Source organism: Pseudonocardia sp. P-1, assembly GCF_058111925.1.
In genome coordinates this window covers 662,851-685,502 of sequence record NZ_CM176614.1, presented here as the reverse complement: position 1 = coordinate 685,502, position 22,652 = coordinate 662,851, and the positions used below count along the sequence as shown (strand labels likewise).

At 71.0% G+C, this 22,652-nt stretch carries 17 protein-coding genes and 2 pseudogenes; 11 read left to right on the top strand and 8 right to left on the bottom strand.

The features are described from left to right. Window positions 1-29: 29 nt before the first annotated feature. Window positions 30-926, bottom strand: a complete 897-nt coding sequence (locus tag AC0GKK_RS03265; RefSeq protein ID WP_093354769.1) for an SMP-30/gluconolactonase/LRE family protein — start codon at window positions 924-926, stop codon at window positions 30-32. 184 nt (window positions 927-1,110) lie between these two features. Between AC0GKK_RS03265 and AC0GKK_RS03260 the strand changes: the two are divergent. From AC0GKK_RS03260 to paaZ, 6 genes and pseudogenes are all read left to right on the top strand, one after another. Further along, window positions 1,111-1,752, top strand: a pseudogene (locus AC0GKK_RS03260) (AMP-binding protein); the annotation flags it as partial. A gap of 58 nt (window positions 1,753-1,810) precedes the next feature. Continuing rightward, window positions 1,811-2,737: an AMP-binding protein gene (locus AC0GKK_RS03255; RefSeq protein ID WP_489883137.1), complete on the top strand. Its 927-nt coding sequence runs from the start codon at window positions 1,811-1,813 to the stop codon at window positions 2,735-2,737. A gap of 94 nt (window positions 2,738-2,831) precedes the next feature. Beyond that, window positions 2,832-4,697, top strand: a complete 1,866-nt coding sequence (locus tag AC0GKK_RS03250; protein WP_489883136.1) for a sigma-54-dependent Fis family transcriptional regulator — start codon at window positions 2,832-2,834, stop codon at window positions 4,695-4,697. A gap of 53 nt (window positions 4,698-4,750) precedes the next feature. Then, window positions 4,751-5,929: an acyl-CoA dehydrogenase family protein gene (locus AC0GKK_RS03245; protein WP_093354779.1), complete on the top strand. Its 1,179-nt coding sequence runs from the start codon at window positions 4,751-4,753 to the stop codon at window positions 5,927-5,929. A 31-nt stretch (window positions 5,930-5,960) separates the two neighbouring features. Next, on the top strand, window positions 5,961-7,061 hold the full coding sequence (locus AC0GKK_RS03240) for a zinc-binding dehydrogenase (RefSeq protein WP_093354783.1): 1,101 nt from the start codon (window positions 5,961-5,963) through the stop codon (window positions 7,059-7,061). Then, window positions 7,058-8,629 carry a phenylacetic acid degradation bifunctional protein PaaZ gene (gene paaZ / locus AC0GKK_RS03235; protein ID WP_489883135.1) on the top strand — a complete coding sequence of 524 codons (1,572 nt, stop codon included), beginning with the start codon at window positions 7,058-7,060 and terminating at the stop codon, window positions 8,627-8,629. The genes AC0GKK_RS03240 and paaZ overlap by 4 nt, the downstream gene beginning before the upstream one ends. A 220-nt stretch (window positions 8,630-8,849) precedes the next feature. Here paaZ and AC0GKK_RS03230 read toward each other — a convergent pair whose 3' ends face one another. From AC0GKK_RS03230 to AC0GKK_RS03205, 6 genes are all read right to left on the bottom strand, one after another. Continuing rightward, entirely contained in the window at window positions 8,850-9,983 is a 1,134-nt protein-coding gene (locus AC0GKK_RS03230; protein ID WP_489883134.1) for a DUF3500 domain-containing protein, read from the bottom strand. A gap of 23 nt (window positions 9,984-10,006) precedes the next feature. Then, entirely contained in the window at window positions 10,007-11,167 is a 1,161-nt protein-coding gene (locus AC0GKK_RS03225) for a vWA domain-containing protein (protein ID WP_489883133.1), read from the bottom strand. Continuing rightward, window positions 11,164-12,027 carry an AAA family ATPase gene (locus AC0GKK_RS03220; RefSeq protein ID WP_489883132.1) on the bottom strand — a complete coding sequence of 288 codons (864 nt, stop codon included), beginning with the start codon at window positions 12,025-12,027 and terminating at the stop codon, window positions 11,164-11,166. The genes AC0GKK_RS03225 and AC0GKK_RS03220 overlap by 4 nt, the downstream gene beginning before the upstream one ends. Window positions 12,028-12,115: 88 nt before the next feature. Then, a complete protein-coding gene (locus tag AC0GKK_RS03215; protein WP_489883131.1) occupies window positions 12,116-14,560 on the bottom strand; it encodes a xanthine dehydrogenase family protein molybdopterin-binding subunit in 2,445 nt (814 codons plus the stop codon). Further along, on the bottom strand, window positions 14,557-15,084 hold the full coding sequence (locus AC0GKK_RS03210) for a (2Fe-2S)-binding protein (protein ID WP_093354793.1): 528 nt from the start codon (window positions 15,082-15,084) through the stop codon (window positions 14,557-14,559). The genes AC0GKK_RS03215 and AC0GKK_RS03210 overlap by 4 nt, the downstream gene beginning before the upstream one ends. After that, window positions 15,081-15,962: an FAD binding domain-containing protein gene (locus AC0GKK_RS03205; protein WP_489883130.1), complete on the bottom strand. Its 882-nt coding sequence runs from the start codon at window positions 15,960-15,962 to the stop codon at window positions 15,081-15,083. The genes AC0GKK_RS03210 and AC0GKK_RS03205 overlap by 4 nt, the downstream gene beginning before the upstream one ends. A gap of 91 nt (window positions 15,963-16,053) precedes the next feature. Here AC0GKK_RS03205 and AC0GKK_RS03200 point away from each other — a divergent pair, with 91 nt between their 5' ends. The 4 genes from AC0GKK_RS03200 to AC0GKK_RS03185 all read left to right on the top strand — a co-directional run bounded on the left by AC0GKK_RS03200 (window position 16,054) and on the right by AC0GKK_RS03185 (window position 21,296). Next, window positions 16,054-17,913, top strand: coding sequence for a helix-turn-helix domain-containing protein (locus AC0GKK_RS03200; RefSeq protein WP_489883129.1), 1,860 nt, complete (start codon window positions 16,054-16,056; stop codon window positions 17,911-17,913). A 128-nt stretch (window positions 17,914-18,041) separates the two neighbouring features. Then, window positions 18,042-19,232, top strand: a complete 1,191-nt coding sequence (locus AC0GKK_RS03195; RefSeq protein ID WP_489883128.1) for an FAD binding domain-containing protein — start codon at window positions 18,042-18,044, stop codon at window positions 19,230-19,232. A 13-nt stretch (window positions 19,233-19,245) separates the two neighbouring features. Continuing rightward, complete coding sequence (locus AC0GKK_RS03190; protein ID WP_489883127.1) at window positions 19,246-19,914, top strand: SRPBCC family protein; 669 nt, start codon at window positions 19,246-19,248, stop codon at window positions 19,912-19,914. Window positions 19,915-20,102: 188 nt separating this feature from the next. Further along, complete coding sequence (locus AC0GKK_RS03185) at window positions 20,103-21,296, top strand: MFS transporter (RefSeq protein ID WP_489883974.1); 1,194 nt, start codon at window positions 20,103-20,105, stop codon at window positions 21,294-21,296. A 65-nt stretch (window positions 21,297-21,361) separates the two neighbouring features. Here the strand turns inward: AC0GKK_RS03185 and AC0GKK_RS03180 are convergent, their stop codons facing one another. Further along, window positions 21,362-21,763 (bottom strand): hypothetical protein, encoded by a 402-nt coding sequence (locus AC0GKK_RS03180; protein WP_489883126.1) that lies wholly within the window; start codon window positions 21,761-21,763, stop codon window positions 21,362-21,364. Here AC0GKK_RS03180 and AC0GKK_RS03175 point away from each other — a divergent pair. Then, a pseudogene (locus AC0GKK_RS03175) lies at window positions 21,734-22,643 on the top strand (IS5 family transposase). The gene AC0GKK_RS03180 and the pseudogene AC0GKK_RS03175 overlap by 30 nt on opposite strands. Window positions 22,644-22,652 lie beyond the last annotated feature (9 nt).

Sequence of the window (22,652 nt, the reverse complement as noted above, 5' to 3'; positions counted from 1 at the left end):
GCAACGAGTCGGTGACGAAGGTGCCGAGCTCACGGGGTGCCGGCGTGCGGCACGTCGACCCGGGTGGAGACGAGCCGGCCGAGGGTGGTGGTCGAGCGCTCGCCCTCGTCGAAGTTCGGGGCGACGCACAGGAACAGCGTGCGACCGTCGTCGCCGCCGAGCATGCAGGCGAACACGCCCTCGTCGCCGGTCGAAATCTCCTCGAGGATCTCGCCGCCCTCGGCCACCCGCACGCAGCGGTGGTGGATCGCGTCGGCGACCCAGAGCGCGCCGTCGGCGTCGAGGCAGCTGCCGTCCGGGCCGATGGAGGCCGCCGCGACGAGCTGTCCGACGTCGTCGGTGTCGGGCAGCGCCCCGAAGTGGGCCCAGTCCCGCCGTGGGCCGAGCTCGCCGTCGGCCCCGATGTCGAACGCGGAGATCCGATTGCCGAACGTCTCGCCCACGATCAGGGTCTTCCCGTCCGGGGTGATCACCGAGCCGTTCGGGAACATCAGGTCCTCGGCGGCTACCGAGACGGTGCCGTCCGGGTCGACGCGGGTGAGGTCGGCCGTGCGGAACGCTGCCCCGCCCATCAGGTCGAAGCCGAAGTCACCGACGTAGGCGCGGCCGTGGCCGTCGACGACCATGTCGTTGACGTGCCCGCCGGTCGTGGTGGTCAGGTCGGCGTGCTCGACCAGTGTCCCGCGCTCGAGGCGGAGCAGCTTGCGGTCGCGCATCGACACCACGAGCAGGGTGCCGTCCGGGAGCCAGCCGAGCCCGGAGGGCTGGGCCGGGACCGTGACGATCTCCTCGGTCTTGCCCTCGGGGGTGACCGCGACGACCTTGTGGGAGTAGAAGTCGGAGAGCCACAGGCGGCCGTCGTGCCACCTCGGGCCCTCGAGGTAGGTGAACCCGTCGACGACGGGGGTGAGCGGGCGGTCGGTCACGACTGTTCCTCTCGTTGGGTTCGGATGAGGCGGAAGTGTGGATGGTCGTGACCGCGCCCACTGTCCGGTTTCGCTACACGGGTCGGCTGTGCCCCAGCGTGTAGCGAAACCGGACAGTGCGACGGTCGTCGCGGCGGCGAGCCTTCCCGGTCACGAACCACCGACCGGTGAGAGGCGGAACCCCATGGACGGGCTGATGATGGACCGGCAGCTGCTGGTGTCGCGGCTGCTCTGGCGCGCCGAACGGGTCTTCGCCGACCGGGAGGTGATCACCGGGGCGGCGGCCGGCGACGAGCGGTTCACCTACGCCCAGCTCGGTGACCGGGTGCGTCGGCTCGTCACCGTGCTGCGCGATCTCGGCATCGGCCCGGGCGACCGAGTGCTCAGCCTGGCCTGGAACTCCCGCCGGCACCTGGAGGCCTACTTCGCAGTGCCGTGCATGGGCGCGGTGCTGCACACCGGGAACCACCGGCTCTCGCCCGAGCAGCTCGCCTACACGATCAACCATGCCGGTGATCGGGTGGTGCTGGTCGACCCGGATCTGCTCGGGTCGCTGGAGGCCGTCCGGGACCGCCTCCACACCGTGGAGACGGTCCTCGTCCTCGGCGCGGTGCCCACCGGCTGCGGCTGGGAAAACGTGCACCCGTACGACGACCTCGTCGAGCATGCCGCTCCCGTCCGGGACCTGCCCGAGTTCCCGGAGACCACCGCCGCCGCGGTGTGCTACACGTCCGGCACGACCGGCGACCCGAAGGGGGTGCTCTACAGCCACCGCAGCACGGTGCTGCACGCTCTCGCCCTGTGCGCTGCCGGCTCGGCCGCGATCGATCCGGACGAACGCGTCCTGCTCGCCACACCGATGTCGCACGTCAACGCCTGGGGGCGTGCCCTATGCGGCGGCGCTCGCTGGCGCCACCCTGATCCTGCCCGGAACCCACCCGCGACCCGAGGACCTTCTCCGGCTGATCCGCCAGCACGGTGCGAGCACCGCCGTCGCCGCCGTGACCGTGGGAACCATGATGCGCCGCGCCTGGGAGACGGCCGGGGGCGTGCACGACCTCGCCACATTGCGGCGGCTGTGGCTCGGCGGGTCGGCGCCATCGCCCACCGAGATCGAGTGGTGGTCGCGTACCGCCGGCGTCTGCGTGGTCAACGGCTGGGGGATGACCGAGACCTCGCCCATGGCGACGTTCTCCTCGGCCGCCGAGCGTCCCGGTGAGCTGCAGGATCCGGCTGTCCTCGACGTTCAGGCGCGCCAGGGGCGGCCGCTCCCGCTGGTCGAGATGCGCATCGTCGACGCCGAGGGCGCGGAGCTCCCGTGGGACGGTGAGACGACGGGCGAGTTGGAGGTGATGGCGTCCTGGGCGGCGTCGGGCTACCTGGAACGGCCGGATCCGGACAGCCACCGCGACCGCTGGCTACGTACGGGCGACGTCGCCGTGTTCCATCCCGACGGCACGATGCAGGTGAAGGACCGCACCAAGGACCTGGTCAAGAGCGGTGGTGAGTGGATCTCCTCGGTCGAGTTGGAGAACGCGTTGCTCGGGCACCCGGAGGTCGAGGACGCCGTCGTGGTCGCGGTACCCGATCCGACGTGGGTCGAGCGACCGGTCGCCTACGTCGTCGCGGCCGGGAACGTGACCGGCGACGATCTCCGCTCCCATCTGGCGGAACGGTTCCCCCGGTTCTGGGTTCCGGACACTGTGCTGTTCGTCGAGACCATCACGCGGACCTCGGTGGGCAAGCTCGACAAGAAGCGTGTCCGAGCCGAGCTCGGCATCACCGACGACTCGGCGCCGGTCACGTCCTGACCCCACCGGCCCGAATCTCGCGAATCGGGTCCTGTAGCGAATTGGGACAGTGCGCGTGGCCACCGCACTGCTGTGCTCGGTCGCCTAACCTGGTATGGACCTCGACGGCGAGGAGGCGACGACCGTGCACCCCGACCAGCCCGCCACGGCACTGCGCAAGGAACGGGAGCGGACGCTCGACGGCGACGCGGCTCTGCCAGTCGGCACGAGGTCCGCCTTCCGAGACGACATCCTCACGTCATGGCGCCGCTGCCAGATGGTCGGCATGGCCCCGACCAGCGAGGACGTGCCCTACCGGCCCGAGTTCGAACGGCCCAACCGGCTGCTGCGCGCAGCCGGGCCGGTGATCGACCGGCTGGCCGAGCAGGTGGGCAGCGGGCCGGCGTCGATCCTGCTCGCCGACTCCGACGCGCAGATCATCGACCGCCGGGCCGGAATTCGAGCGCTCGAGGAGGCGCTCGACCGGGCGATGGTCGCCCCCGGGTTCCACTACGCCGAGGAGTACACGGGCACCAACGGCATCGGCAGCGCGCTGGAGGCACGCAAGCCGTTCGTTGTGTCCGGTTTCGAGCACTATCGGGAGAACCTGCAGGAGTTCACCTGCATCGGGTCACCACTGCGGCATCCGATCAGCGGTGTGGTCGAGGGTGTTCTCGACGTCACCTGCCGGGTCAGTGACACGCAGGAGCTGATGAAGCCGCTCGTGCTCGCCGCCGTGCGCGAGATCGAGTCCCGGATGTACGCCGACGCGTCACGGCGGGAGCAGATGCTGCTCGAACGGTTCCTGCGGGCTGGGCGGCGATCGAGCAGCACCGCGGTGCTGTCGTTGAACGAGGACGTCGTCATGGCGAACACGGCAGCGTCCGCCCTGCTCGACATGTCCGACCAGGCGAGCCTGTGGGAGTGGGCCTGCCGAATGCTGGGCACCGGTGACGAGTGCGTCGGTGACGTCGCGCTCTCCGGAGGCGTCGTGGTCGACGCCCGCGCGACCCGGATCGGTGATCGGGACGGCACCGCCGGGGTCCTGGTCGAGATGCGCCCCGCGGCGCGCGAATCGCCGGGCAGCGCGCCCACCGGTGGACACCGGGTGCGGCGCGCCCGGCGGACCGACGCCCGAAGCGACGTGTTGCCCGGCCGCAGCGTCGCCGTCGCTCGGCTGCGTGACGAGGTCGAGGCCGTCGTCGACGACGAGCGGCCACTGCTGCTGTGTGGCGAGCCGGGCACGGGCAAGCTGTTCGTCGCCACCCACCTGCACCGCAAGCGGCGTCACCAGGAGCCACTGACGGTGCTGGACGCGCGCACCTCCCCGGACGATCCGGGCGCGTGGTTCGACCGGCTCGCCTCGGGCATCGACGGCGGCGGGACGGTCGTGGTGCGTCACCTCGCCCAGCTGGCCCCCGACCTGGCGGGACGGGTCGAGGCGCTCCTCGAGACCCCGGTGGGGTCGGGCGTCCGGATCGTCGCGACCGTCCGCACCCGCGAGGGCGACTCCCCGGCCGGTCGCACGCTGGACCATTTCCCGGTCTCGATCACCGTCCCACCACTGCGCTACCGCGGGGAGGACATCGCCGATCTCGCGCCGCGACTGATCGGCGCTCACACCGCACGGCGACCCGCGCCCCGACTCCAACCGTCCACGTTGCGGACGCTGTCGGGGCTGGACTGGCCCGGCAACGTGCGCGAGCTCGGAGCCGTGCTCGCCACCGCGGTGACCCGCTCGCTCGGCTCCGACATCGCCCACGAGCACCTCCCACCCGAGTATCGCGACAGCACCAACCGGTCCGGGGCCGCCTCGCTGCAGCGCGCCGAGCGCGACATCCTGCTCGAGGCACTCGCCGAGACCCACGGCAACAAGCTCGCCGCGGCCGAGCGGCTCGGGATCGCGCGCTCGACGCTGTACCGGAAGATGCGGATCCTGGGCATCGACGAGAACCGCCTGCCCGCGTTCCGCCCGCGGTGACCGTGTAGCGAAACCGGACAGGAGGCGCGGGCGTCCGCGCCTACCTTTCCGGCATGGCCGACACACTGTCACCTGATCACGAGGACTTCCTCGACGTCGACGCGGAACTCGCCGAACAGGAACGCGACATCCGCGACGCGGTCCGGGAATTCGCCAAGGATCGGCTCGCGCCGCACGTCGGCGATTGGTTCGAGCACGGGCGGCTACCGGCCCGCGAGCTCGCTGTCGAGTTCGGCAAGCTCGGCGTGTTCGGCATGCACCTCGACGGCTACGGCTGCGCCGGCACGACGGCCACCGCCTACGCGGTGGCCTGCCGCGAGCTGGAAGCCGTCGACTCCGGGCTGCGCAGCTTCGTCTCGGTGCAGGGGTCGCTGGCGATGAAGGCGATCCACCGCTGGGGCAGCGAGGACCACCGGGCCGAGTGGCTGCCCCGGATGGCGGCCGGTGAGGCGATCGGCTGCTTCGGGCTGACCGAGCCGGACGCGGGCAGCGACCCCGGATCAATGCGGACCCGGGCCCGCCGCGACGGGACGGATTGGATTCTCGACGGCACCAAGATGTGGATCACGAACGGGTCCGTCGCCGACGTCGCGGTCGTGTGGGCGCAGACCGGCGACGGTGTGCGCGGGTTCGTCGTCCCGACCGACACTCCCGGGTTCAGCGCTCCGGAGATCGAGCACAAGCTCTCGTTGCGGGCCTCGGTGACCTCCGAGCTCGTACTCGACGGCGTCCGGCTGCCCGACTCCGCCGCCTTCCCCGAGGTCAGAGGCCTGCGCGGGCCCCTGACCTGCCTGAACGAGGCCCGGTTCGGGATCCTCGCCGGTGTCGTCGGCGCGGCCCGGACCTGTTACCTCGCCGCGCGGGACTACACACTCGTACGCGAGCAGTTCGGCCGTCCGCTGGCGGCGTTCCAGCTGACCCAGCGCAAGCTCGCCGACATGGTCGTCGAGGTCAACCGGGCGAGCCTGCTCGCGCTGCAGGTCAGCCGACTCTCCGACACCGGGCGCCTGCACCACAACCACGTCAGCGTCGGCAAGCTGGCCAACGTCCGTGCGGCACTGGATGTTGCCCGCAGCGCTCGGACCCTGCTCGGCGCCAACGGCATCTCGCTCGAGTACCCGGTGATGCGACACATGGCCAACCTCGAAACCGTGCTCACGTACGAGGGCACCGAGGAGATGCACGCACTGTCGATCGGCCAGGCCGTCACCGGCATCCCCGCGTTCCGCTGAACCCGCCCCACCCCGACTCGGAGGACCCCCGATGGTCAGAGCAGCAGTATTGCGCGAACGCGGCGGCCCGATCACGGTCGACGAGATCGTGTTGCCCGATCCCGGACCACGCCAGGTCCGGGTACGCCTGGCCGCGGCCGGTGTGTGTCACTCGGACCTGTCGCTGGCGAACGGGACGCTGCGCCAGAAGACGCCCGCGGTACTCGGCCACGAGGGCGCCGGCGTCGTCGTCGCGGCCGGAGCCGAGGTGACCCGGGTGTCGGTGGGCGAGAAGGTGGTGCTCAACTGGTCACCGTCGTGTGGAACCTGCTGGTTCTGCCGCGAGGGTGAGCCCTACCTGTGTGAGCACACCGACGATGCGGCCGCCGAGCCCTACGCCACCCTGACCGACGGCACCCCGATCTACGCCGCCCTCGGAACCGGGGCGTTCGCCGAGGAGACCGTCGTCGGCGAACGCGCGGTGGTGCCGCTGCCCGCCGACACCGACCTCGAACGGGTCGCCATCCTCGGATGTGCCGTGCTGACCGGCGCGGGCGCGGTGTTCCACACCGCCGGGGTCCGGAAGGGCCAGTCGGTGGCTGTCATCGGCCTCGGCGGTATCGGGCTGTGTGCCATCCAGGCCGCCCGCATCCGCGGCGCGGAGACGATCATCGGTATCGACGTGACCTCCGAGAAGGGCGACCTCGCACTCGAGCACGGAGCCACCGCGTTCGTCCCGGCGGGCGACGAGGCGCTCACGGCAGTGCGCGAGCTCACCGGTGGGCGCGGCGCCGACCACGTGTTCGACTGTGTCGGTGGCAGTGCGACGACCCGAACCGCCTGGAACGCCAGCCGCCGCGGCGGGACGGTGACCGTCGTCGGGGTCGGCGCCAAGACCAGCACCGTCGAGTTCTCCGCCCTGGAGCTGTTCTGGTTCGGCCGGACGCTGCATGGGTGTGTGTACGGCTCGACCGACCCCGACCGGGACGTGCCCGAGCTGCTCGACCTCGCCCGCGCGGGCCGGCTCGACCTCGATGCCTTGCGCACCGCGACCACCGACCTGCACGGGATCGACGAGGCGTTCGCCGCACTCGGCGACGGGCGGGGTGCCCGCACCGTGATCCGGATCGCGTCCGGGGGAGGTCCGCAGTGACCGCACCGATCCTGCCCAGCTACGTCCGCGATACCTGGCACGTCCCGAACGGCGAGGGCCGGCCGGTGTTCGACGCGGTCACCGGGGACACGGTCGCCCACGTCTCGACCGAGGGGATCGATTTCCGTGCCGTTCTGGAGCACGGACGGAACACCGGTGGCCCCGCACTGCGCGACCTGACCTTCCCCCAGCGCGCGGCGCTGCTCGAGGACCTCGGCGGGTTCCTGCGCGGGCATCGGGACGAGCTCTACGCGCTGTCCGCCCGGACCGGAGCGACGTTGTTCGACGCCCGGTTCGACGTCGACGGAGGACTGGCCGTCGTCCGCTCCTACGCCGAGCTGGGACGAACGGTGCTCCCGGATGCGAGAGTCTACGTCGAGGACGAACCGATCCCACTCGGCCGGCGTGCGGGCAGCTTCCTCGGCCGGCACGTGTGCGTGCCGTTGCGGGGTGTCGCGGTACAGGTCAACGCCTACAACTTCCCGGTGTGGGGGCCGCTGGAGAAGCTGTCCCAGTCCCTGCTCGCCGGAGTTCCCGCCGTGATCAAGCCGGCCACTGCGACAGCGTTCCTCACCGCCCGGCTGGTCGAGCTCGTCGTGGAGTCCGGCCTGCTACCGCCCGGTTCCGTGCAGTTGCTCTGCGGCGGGGTCGGGGACCTGCTCGAGCACCTGACCGAGCAGGATCTGCTGTCGTTCACCGGGTCTGCTGCGACCGCACACCTGCTGCGCAACCACCCGACCGTCACCTCACGCGCCGTGCGGTTCAACGCCGAGGCTGACTCGCTGAACTGCTCGATCCTGGGACCGGACGCCGTGCCGGGCACACCCGAGTTCGACCTGTACGTCGAGCAGGTCGTCACCGAGATGACGGTCAAGGCGGGGCAGAAATGCACCGCGATCCGCCGCGCGCTGGTGCCCGCGCCCTTGGTCGGCGCCGTCCTCGAGGCGCTGACCGATCGGCTGAGCCGGGTCACTGTCGGGAACCCGGCCGCCGAAGGGGTCCGGATGGGTGCCCTCGCCGGGATCGCCCAACGCGACGAGGTCCGGCAGGCCGTGGCGGCATTGGAAGGGGCCACGAAGCGGGTGTTCGGCGATCCGTACCGGGTCGACACCGTCGACGCCGACCCGGAGCGGGGCGCATTTCTATCTCCCATCCTGCTGCACGGCCCGGACCCCGACCGTGCCGAACCGCACGAGGTCGAGCCGTTCGGCCCGGTGGCGACGGTACTGGCCTACGACAGGCCCGAGGACGCCGTCCGGCTCGCCGCCCGCGGGCAGGGAAGCCTGGCCGGTTCCCTGGTCACCGCCGACGTCGAGCTCGCGAGCAGGATGGTGCTCGATCTCGCGCCGTGGCACGGGCGGATCCTCGTGCTGTCGGGGGCGCACGCAGCTGAGTCGACCGGCCACGGCTCCCCGCTGCCGCAGCTGGTGCACGGCGGACCCGGGAGGGCCGGCGGTGGCGAGGAGATGGGCGGACTGCGCGGTGTACTGCACCACATGCAACGCAGTGCAGTGCAGGCCGGCCCCGATGTCCTCGACGCCCTGCCCGGTGGCCGGACACCCGGGTGAGCGACCGGGCCGGGGGCGCACGGGCCCCGGCCGTCCCGGCCGGGCGGCGCCGACTCTGGGTGCTCGTGCTGCACGCGCTGCCGTCGATGCACGACCGGACGGCACGAGGCGGGGCGCGACTCACGCCGCTCCCCGACAGAACGCGACCGTCCCGATGGGGACCGAGCCTGGTGTGGGAAAGAACCTGGCCGTGCCGAGTGGTGAGCTGTGCACCGCCTATTCAGCCGTCGCGGTGGAACCGTGCCCGGTGCTGTGCGAGGACGTCCTCGCCGAAGTCGCCTTCCGGGTCCCGCCACACGGAGTGGATGTGGTTCACGTCGCGCTGGGTGTTGTCGTACTCGGCGAGGAACCGCGGGCCCTGGATGCGGTAGTAGTGCGGCTGCCCCCGCTCGATCCCGCCGGCCCAGGCGAAGTGCACGTCGAGCAGCTTGTCGCCGCGGAACTTCTCCGCCTCTGCCTCGGCGAGCTCGTCCGGGATCCGTCCGGTGTAGACCTCCAGCAGGGCCCGCAGCACCTGCTGCTGGTCGGTGGTGAGGTCGGCGGCCGGGACCCCCTTCGGGCCAGCGGTGAGCGTGACCGCCTCGTGGTCGGAGGGGCGGAACCCGGCCTTCTCCTCGGCGCCCTCGTGCATCGCCACGACCCGGTCGGCGAGGCGCTGCTCGGTGAAGCGTCCGCGGAAGGTGTCCCACAGGGGGCGGATCTCGTGGTCGGTGTCGCCGACCCTCGACCGGTTCCCCCCGACGATGTCGACCGGGGCGATCGGGGTGAGCAGGGCTCGGCCGAGCGGGTCCTCGTCGAGCGACCGGACCAGGTCCCGGCCCAGGTCCTCGACACCACCGAGGGGACGTAACAGGTGTGGGCCCAGCAGCGGCGACTCGGCCGGGTCGGCTCCGAGGAAACACGGGGTGCTGGCCTGCACCCGGCCGTCGAGCACGAGGTGCTGCACCGACACGTGGTGCCCGCCGAACCGCCACGACCAGGGGCCGTGCAGGGTCGGCTCGCCGAACACGCGCATCCAGTACAGCTGGGGGTCGCGCCCGCGCTCGCGCCCCCAGTCGACGGTGAAGCCCTCGACCTGGTCGAGCACGTTCTCCAAGCCCATGATCGTCGAGGCGGTGACGTAGCCGGCGGTCGAGAGGCCGCTGTGCAGCAGCTGCATCGCACGGCCCTGCTGTGCGGGACGCATCGCCTGCAGCGCCAGCCCACCGTGGTCGGTGGGGGTGTAGAACCACAGCTGCCGTTCCTCGTCGGAGGGCCAGGGCAGCTGCGCGGCGCCTCGCTGTTGCTCGTCGAGGCCGTCCAGCCACGCCCGGGCGGCGTCGACCATCCGCTGGGCGGGGTTCGGGTGGGGCACGTGCTCCTCCTCGGGGTGCGGGGTCACGCCGCCCGGCGGGAGGCGGCGAGCGCAGCGCAGAGCTGCTCGACGGCGGCCACGTTGTGGCCGGGCAGGAAGACGTCGATGTGGGGCAGGGCCGCCGCCATCGCCCGCTGCAAGGGCCGGTAGCGGCTGTCGCCCTTGAGCGGGTTGAGCCAGACGGTGCCGTGGGCGACGCGGTGCAACGAGCGCATGGCGTCGCCGAGGATCTCGGGCTCGTCGCGGTCCAGCCCGTCCGAGCAGATCACGACGACGGCGCCGCGCAGCGCACGGTGCCCGCTATAACGTTCGAGGACGGTGGCGAACGACGTGCCGAGCCGGGTGCCGCCATCCCAGTCGCCGACGGCGGCGGCGACCCGGGCGAGCGCGACGTCCAGCGACGGCCGGCGGAGCTCGTCGGTGACCCGGGTCGGTTCGACACCGACGGTGAACACCTCGACCGGGTGCCCGGCGCGCAGCATGGCGTGGGCGAACCACAGCAACGCCGTCGCATACGGCGCCATCGACCCGGACACGTCGACCACCAGGGTCAGCGGACGCTCCTGCAGCGGGTTGTGCCGGCGGGGCAGCCGGACCGGCTCGCCGTCGGTGCGCAGAGCCGAGCGCAGCAGTGCCCGTGGGTCCAGGTGCCGTCCGCGGGGGGCCGGGACCCGGCGGCGGCTGCGCCGGCGGGGAAGCTCGGTGCCCAGGCGCCGTATCAGCGCGGCGGCCCGGCGTCGCTCGGCGGCGTCCATCCGCGCGAAGGACTTCTCCTTCAGCACCCGCACGTCCGACGGCGTCAGCCGGGCCTGGTCGACCTCGTCCTCCCGGATGTCAGACGGACGGGCGCTCGGCGTGCTCGCCGAGCTCGAGGTCTCGCGGTCGACCTGGGGCGCGGTCGTCCGCGGTGCGGGCAGGGCGACGGTGTCGCCGTCGGTCTCGGCGATGAAGAACGCGCGGAACGCCGCGTCGTAGGCCGCGAACTGCTCCCGGCCGCCCACCAGCGTGATCCGCCCGGCCCAGTACAGGTCGCGCAGCCGCACCCGGCCGATCTGGTGCAGGGCCGCGTACAGCGTCGTCGTCTGTTCCGGCCCGACCGGGATGCCGTGCCTGCGCAGCTCCGCGGCGAACCCGGTGCAGCTCGTCGCCGTCACGTCGAACGGTGCCTCGGATGTGGCTGTCACGACGCGCGTGGCACCAGGTCGTCGACGATCTCGGCGACCCGCTGCTGGTCGTCGATGTCCTTGACCAGCGCGCTGAGCGTGGCCACCGCGTCAGCGGGGGACAGCGTCGCGGCACCGACCATCTGCAGCGCTCCGGCCCAGTCGATCGCCTCACCCACCCCGGGCGGGCTGCCGAGCGTGAGCGCCCGGATCCGCTGCACGGCGTCGGCGACCTGCTTGGCCAGCACGACCGGGATGTGCGGGGCACGCACTCGCAGGATCTGGAACTCGCGCTCGGCGTCCGGGTGCCCGACCCAGTGGTACAGGCATCGGCGGCGCAGCGCGGAGTGCAGGTCCCGGGTGCGGTTCGAGGTCAGCACGACCAGCGGCGGTGAGGACGCCGCGATCCGGCCGATCTCGGGGATCGTGACGGCGAAGTCGGACAGCAGCTCCAGCAGGAACGCCTCGAACTCGTCGTCGGCCCGGTCGATCTCGTCGATCAGCAACACCGCGCGGTCGCCGGCCTCCAGGGCCGTGAGCAACGGCCGGGACAGCAGGTAGTCGCGGGTGAACACGTCCGCGGAGCCGGTCGACTCGCGCGCCCGGACGTCGATCAGCTGGCGCGCGTAGTGCCAGTCGTAGAGCGCCTGGGAGGCGTCGATGCCCTCGTAGCACTGCAACCGGACCAGGTCGCGGCCCAACAGGTCGGCCAGTGCCTTGGCGATCTCGGTCTTGCCCACGCCATTGGCGCCCTCCAGCAGCAACGGGCGGTTCAGGCCCAGCGCGAGGTAGGCCGCCATCGAGAGCGCGTCGTCGGCCAGGTAGCCGACCGATCCGAGACCCTCGGAGAGCTCGGCCGGTGAACGGAAGGGGTGGGGCACGTCGGGTTCCTCCGCGGGGATGGATGGAGCCGGTCCGGCCCGGCAGCATCGCACCGTGGTGGCGCTGCCGGGCCGGACCGGGGGAGGGCTACTCGCCGGCGCGGGCGTTCTGCACGGTCTCGACGATGTCCGCCGGCTTGACGGGCAGCTGCTGGACGTGCATGCCGTACTCGGCCAGCGCATCGTCGATCGCCGAGGAGACCACGGACGGGGTGACCATCCGGCCGCCCTCGCCACCGCCCTTGATCCCGAACTCGGTGTAGGGCGACGGGGTCTCGACGTGCCCGATCCGGAACGGCGGCACCTCGTTCGCCGTGGGGACCAGGTAGTCCAGGAACGTCGAGGACTTGAACTGCCCCTCGGCGTCGTAGGCCAGCTCCTCGTACAGCGTGGAGCCCAGGCCCTGCGCGGCGCCGCCGGTGACGTGCCCGCCCAGGCTCTTGGGGTTCACCACGGTGCCGGCGTCGTGCACCGCCACGTAGTCGAGGAAGCTCGTCTGGCCGGTGTCCGGGTCGACCTCCAGGACCGCGATGTGACAGGCGTGCCCCATGATCGGGTAGAAGACCCCGAGGTCGGAGCGGTCCGCCGCCGGCAGCGTGGTGTAGGGGTGGTCGTAGGTGTGGCTCTCCTCGAGACCGCTCTCCATCCCGGGGGGCAGGTTGAGCGCGAAGAAGTACGCCGACCCGGCCAGCTCGGGGATCCCGAGCGACCGCTCGGGCGCCCCGACGACCTGCACCTGGCCGTCGACGAGCTCGAGGTCGTCGGCCGAGACCTCGAGGCTGTGCGCCGCGATGTCGATCAGCTTCTTCTTGAGCTTGCGCGATGCACCGCGGACCGCGCCGGCCACCATCACCGTGAAGCGGCTGCCCCCGGGGCCGGTGCCGGGCAGCGCCCGGGAGGTGTCGGCGTAGGACACGTTGACCGTCTCCGGCTCGACGCCGAACTCCTCGGCCAGCACCGTGGTCGCGACCGTCTCCGGGCTGTTGCCCCACATCGCCTGGCAGTGCAGCTGCAGCTGGAACGCACCGGCCGGATCGATCGTGATCGTGGCGCTCTCCGGGCTGGAGGTGATCGGGAAGGCCGGCTCGTCGAACCAGAACCAGAACTCGGTCGAGGAGAACACCGACCGTTCCTGGGTGGTCGCGATGCCGATCCCGATGTGGCGGCCCTCCTCCTCCCGCAGACGGGCCTTCTCCTTCCTCCAGTGCTCGATGTCGATCATCCCGAGTGCCTTGTCGAGCACGGCGGGATAGTTGCCGCTGTCGTAGAGGTTCCCGCCCGGGATCTTGTAGGGGAACTCCTCGGGAAGGATGAAGTTGCGGCGCCGGATGTCCTCCGGAGCGAGACCGAGCTTCGTCGCCGCCTGGTCGACGAGCCGCTCCAGCACCCAGTTGTGCACCTCGGAGCCGAACCCGCGGTAGGCGCCCTGCTGGCACTTGTTGGTCAGCGCGGCGCGCAGCGCGTAGCGAGCGTTGCGGAACCGGTACGGCCCGGTCAGCTGGGAGAGCGCGTTTCCGTGGGTCCCCGTCCCGAACTGCAGGTAGGCGCCGTAGTCGTCGAGGACGTCGATGTCCAAGCCGGTGATCATCCCGTCCTTGGTGAACCCCATCCGTGCCTCGTAGTACCGGTCCGAGGCGTGGTGGTCGGAGTTCATCAGGTGGTCGAGGCGGTCCTCGACGTAGGACACGGGCCGTCCGGTACGCAGGGCCAGGAACGCGGTCAGCGTCGGCACCTTGTGCGCGGTGAACTTGCTGCCGAAGCTGCCGCCCGCGGCGACGGGCTGCATCTTGAGCTTGTTCGACGGGATCTTCAACGCACCGGCGACCAGGAACTGCAGGTAACTGAAGTTCAGTGAGTTGCAGTAGACCTCGAGCACGCCGTTGTTCCCGGGACGGGCGATCGCGCCGGAGGTCTCCATCGGCATGCCGGCCGAGCGGCCCCAGTGCAGGGTGTCGGAGACGACGAGGTCGGCCTCGTCCATCGCGGCGGCGATGTCGCCGAACTCGAACGTCCGCTCGTAGGCGAGGTTGCTGCCGTGCTCGTCGTGCAGCGGTGCGGCGCCGGGCTCCAGTGCCGCCTTCGGGTCGGTCACCAGCGGGAGGTCGGAGAACTCGACGTCGAGCACGTCGACGCCGTCCTCGGCGATGTAGCGGCTCTCCGCCACGACGACCGCGACCGCCTCGCCGACGTAGCGGACCTTGTCCACCGCGATCGGGTACTGCGCGATGGTCGGCGGCCCGAAGTTCATGCACGGGTTCATGTGCGCCTTGCAGTCCTCGCCGGTCAGGACGGCGACGACTCCCGGGATCTTCAGGGCTTCGCTGGTGTCGATCGAGTCGATCCGCGCGTGCGGAACCGGACTGCGCAGGATCGCGGCGTGCAGCAGGCCCTGGACCTTCATGTCGGCGATGTAGTTGCCCCGGCCGACGAGCAGGCGGGGGTCCTCGACCCGCTTGCGGTCGGTGCCGATGTACTTGTATCCGGCCGTGGGCTTGTCGGAGGTGTCCACGGTGGGGTCCTGTGTGGTGGTCACGCGCCGGCCTCCTTGCCGCCGAGCTTGCGGCTCGCGTTCTGGACCGCGTTGACGATGTTCTGGTAGCCGGTGCAGCGGCACAGGATGCCGGAGATCTCGTGCCGGACCTCGTCGTCGGTGCGAGCCTTGCCGTCTTCGATGATCTCCTTGCAGCGCAGTACCATCGCCGGGGTGCAGAAGCCGCACTGCAGGCCCTGCTCCTCGGCGAACGCCTCCTGGATCGGGTGCAGGGCGTTCTGGTCGGCCGACAGCGACTCCACGGTCTCGATCTCGTGCCCGCGAGCCTGCACGGCCAGCATCAGGCAGGAGCGGACGGACTCGCCGTCCAGCAGGATCGTGCAGCAGCCGCAGACACCGTGCTCGCAGCCGAGGTGCACGCTGACCAGGTCCAGGTCGTCGCGCAGGAAGTCGGCGAGCGTGGTGCGGGTCTCGACGGTGCGGCTCACGTCGCGACCGTTGACGCGCAGCGTGATCGTGCGGGTCTCGGTGTCGACCGCAGCTGCCTGGTGCTCGGTGGTGGTCACCGGTTCCCTCCGTTCCGGGCGTCCGTGGCCGCGGCCAGCACGGCACGCGAGACGACGGTCGCCGCGAGATGCTTGCGATAGGCCGACGTCGCATGAATGTCGTCGCCGGTGGTCACCGCCGCCTCGACGCGCTTGGCGGCGGCCTCGATCGTGGCCGGGTCGACCGGTCGGCCGAGCAGCTCCTGTTCCACGTCGGTCGCACGCAGCGGGACCGACGCCACGCCGGCGACACCGACCGCGAGCCGGGTGAAGCGGCCGTCGCCGTCCACCTCGGCGATCACGCCGGCGGCGGCGAGTGCGAAGTCGCCGTTGCGACGGGCGACCTCGACGAAGGCGGTACCTGCTCCGGCCGGGGTGACCGGGTAGCGGACCGCGACGACGAGTTCGTCATCGGCGCAGGCGTTGGTCATGAAACCGTCGAAGAACGACGACGCCGGGATCTCCCGGCGGCCGTTCTGGCCCTGCAGCACGACGACGGCATCGGAGACGACGGCGGTGCAGGGGAGCTCGGCCGAGGCGTCGGCGTGCGCGAGGCTGCCGCCGACCGTTCCGCGGTGCCTGTTCTCGATGTGTCCGATGTGGGGCACGGCCCGGGCCAGCAGCGGCAGGGCCTCGCGGATCAGCGGGTCGGTCTCGAGAGCCGACTGGCGTACGCCGGCGCCGATCTCGACGACGTCGCCGTTGCGGGTGATCTGCTGCAGGTCCGTGACGCCGTTGATGTCGATCACGACGGAGGGCGCGGCGAGCCGCATGTTGAGCATCGGCATCAGGCTCTGGCCCCCGGCGAGGATCAGTGCGTCGGAACCGTGTCGTGCCTTGAGTGCGACCGCGTCCGCCAGCGTGTCGGGATCGCGGTACTGGAACCGTGGCGGCTTCATTGCCTGTCCGATCGTCGTTCGGTACACGACCAGCCGGTCGTGCGTGGTGGGTGAGGGCGCGCCGGGGACCCGGCTGTCCCGGACGGTAGTGGTGGCCACCATAGGGAGAACTGGCGTACCCCACAGCGCTGCTCGTCATCAGCTGTGGCGAATCCCAGTATCATTCGCGGGCGTGTCGGAGCGGACGGACGAAGGTCAGGCATCATCGGGTGAGGCGGCCCGCGGTGATGAACTGCGACGTTGGCTCAGCGGGGTCGGCCGGATCGCAAGTGCGGTGAACGCCAGCCTCTCCCTTCCGCATCTGCTGGATCTCATCGCCGAGACGGCCTGTCAGCTCACGGGTCACGAGGCGAGTGGTGTGCTGCTGGCCGACGACGATCGGCGGCAGCTGGTGATCTCCGGCTCGCACGGGCTGTCCGAGGAGTACGTGGCCGCCGTGAACGACCGCCACACCATCGCGCTGGGATCCGGTCCGCTGGCGGACGGCCCGTCGACGCGCGCCTTCGTGGACCGCAGACCGGTACCGATTCCCGACATCCTGGCCGACGTGTCGTTCGAACCGTGGGCGAGCCTCGCGAGCGGGTACGGACACCGCTCGATCGCCGCCGTTCCGCTGCTGGTGGGCGGCGAGTCGGTCGGCACCCTCAACTGCTACCGGCGCACCGTGCACGAGTACGGGCCGGACGAGCTGTCGCTGCTGACCACGCTGGCCAACCAGGCGGCCAGCGCCCTGCAGAGCGCTCGGCTGATCACCTCGCTGACCGAGCAACGGCGCATGCTCGAGCAGGCCGAGGACATCCACCGCGAGTTCACCGCGGTCGCCCTGCGGGGCGGCGGAGTGCAAGGGGTCGCCGAAGCGCTGGCCCGGCTGCTCAGCCGGCCGGTCGTGGTCACCGACCGGAACGGCGCGGTCGTGGCCGACGCCCGCTCCGGGCGACGAGCGCTGGACGGGCCCTTCCCCGTTCAGGCGTCGCCGTCGGCGTCCGGGATCACCCAGCACGACGATCCGGAGCGGATGCTCGCACCAGTGCTGCTCGGGGAAGAGGTGATCGCGCAGCTGTGGCTCCCCGGCAGGGTCGGCGGCCTCGGCGAACTGGAGCGCCGGGCGATCGAGCACGCGGCCGTCGTCTGCGCGCTGGAGTTCCTCCGCCGCCGGACCGCCGTGGACGTGGAGTGGCGACTCCGGGGCGAGCTGCTGACCGACCTGCTGGCAGGCATCGACGCCGAGTCGATCGCAGCCCGGGCCGCGCCGCTGGGACACGACCTGAACTCCCCACACACCGTCCTCGTCGCCGCGCCGGACGCAGGCACCGACACCGTCCGGGCGCTCCTGGGCGTCGCGCAGTCCATAGCGGACCGCTGCGAGCCCCGGCCCCTCGTGACCTCGTCGGGAGGCCACATCGTCGTGCTGTGGCCCGGGACCATCGGTGGGCCGTCGGTGGCCGAGGCCGCCGAACTGATCCGGGTCTCGGCGCGCCGTGCGTTCGACGGCGGGACGGCGACGGTCGTCGTGGGGCACCGGCGGGAGCAGGCGGTCGAGCTGCCCCCGGCCGTCCGGACGGCGCGCGGAGCGCTGGATCTCGCACTGCTCCGCGGCCGGGACCGGACGGTCTCGCTGCCGGAGCTGGGTGTCTACGGGCTGTTGCTCCAGCTCGACGACCCCGAGGAGCTGCGCCGTTTCGCGGAGCACGTGCTGGCACCGCTGCGCGAGCACGACGACCGCCGGGGTGCGCAGCTGGTGCAGACGATCCGGACCTACCTCGACCGGGGCGCGAGCGTCGCGCGCACGGCCGAGGACCTCTACGTCCACCCGAACACGATCAGCCTGCGCCTCAAACGGATCGAGGAGCTGACCGGGATGGTGCTGGCGCGTTCGGAATCCCTGCTCCACTTCACGGTGGCCCTCATGGCCTCCGACGTCCTCGGTGCCGACCGGGAGCCCGTCACCTGAGAGGCGTCGCCCTGCAGCCACTGGGGAAATCCCCAAGGGATCCGTTTCTCGCTGTGTTCTCACACAGCGAGGAACGGGGCGTGGCTTGTCAGGCTGGGTCGGTCGCACCACGTCAGGGAGGACTGGCCGTGAATCAGTACACCGGCTTGCGCGCCGTTGTGGTCGGGGGCTCGATCGGTGGCCTCACCAGTGCGCTGCTGCTGCGCCGACTCGGCTTCTCGGTCGACGTCGTCGAGCGAACACCCGAGCAGCTGGACCACCGCGGTGGCGGCATCGTGCTGCAGCCGATCACCATGAAGTGGTTCCACGAGCACAGCGCGCACCGCATCGAGGACCTCAGCACCCGTTCGAGCAAGCTGCGCTACATCGGTGCCCGCAACGAGATCGTGTTCGAGGAACCCGCCCAGTGGCGGTACACCTCGTGGGGCTCCGTCTACCGCGCGTTGCTGGCCGACTTCGGAACCGAGCACTACCACCTGGGCGAGTTCTGCGCCGGTTTCGACCAGGACGCCGACGGGGTCGACCTGCGCTTCGTCTCGGGCCGCCGGGAGCGCGCCGACCTGGTGGTGTTCGCCGACGGCATCACCTCCACCGGCCGCCGGCGGATGTTCCCCGACCTGGAGCGCGAGTACTCCGGCTACGTCGGCTGGCGCGGCACCGTCCGCGAGGACCGGGTCAGCTCCGGGACCCGCGCGCTCCTCGACGACGCCCTGAACTACAACGTCGCTGACCACAGCCACATCGTGCTCTACACGATCCCCGGCATGGACGGCGAGCTCACCGAGGGCAGGCGGCTGATCAACTACGTCTGGTACCGCAACGTGGCGCCGGGCCGCGAGCTGCACGAGCTCACCACCGACACCCGCGGGTTCGAGTGCCCGGTCTCGATCCATCCGGGGACGGTCCAGCAGCGCTACGTCGACGAGCTGCGGGAGGCCGCCGTCCGCGATCTGGCTCCCGGGCCGGCCGAGGTCGTCACCCGGACCGATGAGCCCTACATCCAGGTCGTGTTCGACACCCGGATCCCGGGCATGGTCGACGGGCGGGTCGCGATCATCGGGGACGCGGCGTTCGCCGCCCGCCCGCACGCGGCCGCGGGCTCGGCGAAGGCCGCCGCTGACGCGTGGAAGCTCTACGAGCACCTCGGCGCGGCGACCGACGTCCGGGACGCCCTCGAGCAGTGGGAACCGGGCCAGCTCGAGCTCGGCAACCAGCTGATCGACCGAGTGGCCGCGATGGGCGCCCGCTCGCAGTTCACCAACACCTGGACCCCGGGCGACCCGGAGCTCCGCTTCGGGCTCTACGCCCCGGGCGTCTGAGAACGGACCACACATGATCCTGCAGAACAGCTTCGTCATCGACGTCCCCGTCGAGGATGCATGGAAGGCGTTGAACGACCCGGAGCTCGTCGCTCCCTGCTTCCCCGGCGCCGCTCTGACCGAGTTCACCGGGGACACCTTCGCGGGCATCGTGAAGGTCAAGCTCGGTCCGATCTCGCTGACCTACAAGGGCGAGGGAGTCTACGTCGAGCGCGACGACGCCGCACGGCGGGTCCTCATCTCCGCGACCGGCCGCGACTCCCGTGGGAACGGAACGGCCAAGGCCCAGGTCACCGGCACGGTCTCGGAGGCAGGCCCCGGACGCAGCGAGGTCCGGATGACGACCGACATGGCCGTCACCGGCAGGCCGGCCCAGTTCGGCCGCGGCGTGATCTCGGATGTCGCCGACAAGATGATCGGGCAGTTCGCGACGTGCCTCGCGACCACCCTCGCGCAGGACGACGCTCCCGCTGCACCCGGACCGGGCCCGGCGACCGCGCCGGCTTCTGGGATCTCCGCTCGTCCCGTACCGCCCGCATCCTCGGCGACATCGCAGGAAGCACTCGACGTCGGTGACCTGCTGTCGTCGATGGCTCCGGCCTGGATCCGGAGATGGGGTCCGGCCGTCGGCGTCGCAGTCCTCCTCGCACTCGTGGTGGGCCTGGCCCGCCGCCGCAGCTGACACGAACCGGCACGGACCGCTGGACGGATCTCCTCCAGAACATCGCCGGATCAACGGGCCGATGCCGGAAAGGCTCCGTGTACGGGAGTGGATCGAGGGAGCCGATGGCGAGCGGGGCGACGAGGTCGAGCACGCACTCCGGACGATCGAGGGCTGCGTACTCCCTCATGGCAGGTGTCTTGTTGCTGATGATGCTGGGTGGGACCATCCCGGCTCCGCTGTACGGGCTGTACCGGCAACAGATCGGTTTCGGCGAGTTGACGATCACCATCGTGTTCGCCGCCTACGCCGGGGGGACGCTCCTCGCCCTGTTGTTCCTCGGCGGCATCAGTGACCACATCGGACGAAAGAAGGTTCTGGCCGGCACGGTCGTCGTGGCCGCTGCCAGTACGGTGGTGTTCCTCGTCGCATCCGCGGTGCCGCTCCTGATCGTGGCCCGGGTGCTGAGCGGTATCGCGGTCGGCCTCGCCACCGGAACCGCCACCGCCGCCATCGCCGAGCTCCATCCTCGCGGGGATCAAGATGCTGCCGCCGTCGTCGCGTCGGGCGCCAATCTGACCGGTCTGGGCCTGGGGCCGCTGCTGGCGGGTGCGCTCGCCCAGTACGTCCCGGGGCCCACGACGACCGTGTTCTGGGTCTATCTCGGCCTGCTGCTCCTGGCCGCCTGTGCGCTCGTGGTGGTACCGGAGACGGCCGTCGGGCGGGACGGGGTCGTCGTGCTCACACCGGACGTCGGGGTTCCCGCAGACCTGCGGTCGGTGATGGCCGGAGCCGCCCTCGGGATCTTCGCCGCGTTCACGCTCCTCGGTCTCTTCAGCAGCCTGACACCGACATTCCTGACAGACGGATTCGGGGTCCGGAATCTGGCGGTCGTCGGTGCGGTGTCGTTCCTGATCTTCGCTGCAGGTGCGATCGGCCAGGCGGTCTCTGCTCGGCTGCCCAGCAGGCGTTCGGCGGCGACGGGACTCGTGCTGCTGCTACTCGGCCTGGCCGCACTGGACTCCGCGCTCGTCATCACGGCGCTCTGGCTGTTCCTGCTGGCCACCGTCGCCAGCGGTGTCGCGATCGGCTTCATCTTCCGCGGCGGTCTGGCCGAGCTCAATCGCCTCGTTTCCGCCGACCGCCGCGCAGCCGTGGTCTCCGCCTTCTTCCTCGCCGGCTACCTGGGCATGTCGGTCCCGGTCGTCGTCATCGGCGTCGGCTCCGAGCTCACGGGCACGGTCACGAGCACGCTCCTCGTGTCCGCGCTGCTGGCGGTGGTCATCGTGGTGGCTCTCGGCGTGGTGCTGCGGACCTTCGGAGCGCGTACTCGACCGGTGCGTCCCCGCGCACCGTCGGACGGTCGGGCGTTCCCCGCTGACGACAGCGGGACCGAACCCTGAGCATCCAGGCTGCTGACCCGCCGACAGCCCTGACGAGAGACACGGCGCCACCGAGCGGGTAGTCGTCACGGGCGTCCGAAGGTGGCGACCCGGTCGACACGCAGCTCGAACAGAATGCGCTGTTCCTCGCGGCCGGGGTCGCGCAGCTCATAGCGTTCGACCCCGAGGTACTTGCGGGCCATCCTGTCGATGTGCGCGGTGAGGCGCGGGCCCTCGACCGGGTCGTCCTCCGGAATCTCGCGGGTGACCGTGGCCTTGATGCTCAGCCAGTGGTAGGGACTTTCATCCACAGTCGACTGACCTGCGGTTGTGTAGGTGAGGTCGGCCGCGGGCGGGTCCGGGCGCAGGTGGGGTAGTGGGGTGTGGGAGACGAGGGCGTAGGTGGGGGTGCGGCCGGTGTCGGTGCCGAGGACCGTGTTTGAGAAGGGTCGGCGTGTCTGCGCCGCGCGGGCCGCGCTCTGGTCCATCGTGGACGGGTGGCTCGGCGTCAGCGGCGGTATCCCTCGGACACCAGCGATGAGCAGTGGGCGTTGATCGAACCGCTGTTGCCCGAGGCCGGGGCGGGTGGGCGTCCGGAGAAGCACCCGCGCCGGGACGTGGTCGACGCGATCCTCTACGTCGTGCGGGCGGGGTGCGCTTGGCGGGCTCTACCAGCGGACTTCCCGCCCTGGCAGACCGTCTACTGGTATTTCAACCGGTGGGAACAGCAGAAGGTCACCGAGAAGATCCTCCCGGTCGTGCGCCGTCAGCTACGTGCCGACGAGGGGCGGGACCCTGAACCGAGCGCGGGGATCATCGACTCGCAGTCGGTGAAGGGTGCCGACACCGTCGGGCAGGACTCGCGCGGCTTCGACGCAGGGAAGAAGATCAACGGCCGGAAGCGGTTCATCGTGACCGACACCCTGGGCCTGCTGTTGACCACGGTGGTGTGCTCGGCGTCGGTGCAGGACCGCGACGGGGCGAAGTCGATCCTGCTCGACCTGTACCTGCGCACCAGGGTGCGGTTCGTCTACGCCGACGCCGGGTTCGCCGGACGCCTGCTGGAGTGGGCGAACACGATCCTGCGCACCAGCGTCGAGGTCGTGCGCAAACCGCCTGAGCAGCGCGGGTTCGCCGTCCTCCCGCGCCGCTGGGTGGTCGAGCGGACACTGGCCTGGCTGACCGCACACCGCCGTCTGGCCCGCGACTACGAACGCCACCCCGCCGTCTCCGAGGCCATGATCCGCTGGGCCGCGATCAACACCATCACCCGCCGCATCGCCCGCGGCAAGCCGGCCGCCCGCCAACAGAAATACGTCTTCACACCCGCGACTTGATCTTCTCAAACACGCTCTCAGACACGGTTGACGTTCGGGA

Excerpts from the sequence above, each read along its gene's own strand:
- AC0GKK_RS03250 (WP_489883136.1), top strand. The coding sequence starts at position 2,832 with ATGGACCTCGACGGCGAGGAGGCGACGACCGTGCACCCCGACCAGCCC.
- AC0GKK_RS03245 (WP_093354779.1), top strand. The coding sequence starts at position 4,751 with ATGGCCGACACACTGTCACCTGATCACGAGGACTTCCTCGACGTCGAC.
- AC0GKK_RS03205 (WP_489883130.1), bottom strand. The coding sequence starts at position 15,962 with ATGAAGCCGCCACGGTTCCAGTACCGCGATCCCGACACGCTGGCGGAC.
- AC0GKK_RS03240 (WP_093354783.1), top strand. The coding sequence starts at position 5,961 with ATGGTCAGAGCAGCAGTATTGCGCGAACGCGGCGGCCCGATCACGGTC.
- AC0GKK_RS03180 (WP_489883126.1), bottom strand. The coding sequence starts at position 21,763 with ATGGACCAGAGCGCGGCCCGCGCGGCGCAGACACGCCGACCCTTCTCA.
- AC0GKK_RS03190 (WP_489883127.1), top strand. The coding sequence starts at position 19,246 with ATGATCCTGCAGAACAGCTTCGTCATCGACGTCCCCGTCGAGGATGCA.
- AC0GKK_RS03185 (WP_489883974.1), top strand. The coding sequence starts at position 20,103 with ATGATGCTGGGTGGGACCATCCCGGCTCCGCTGTACGGGCTGTACCGG.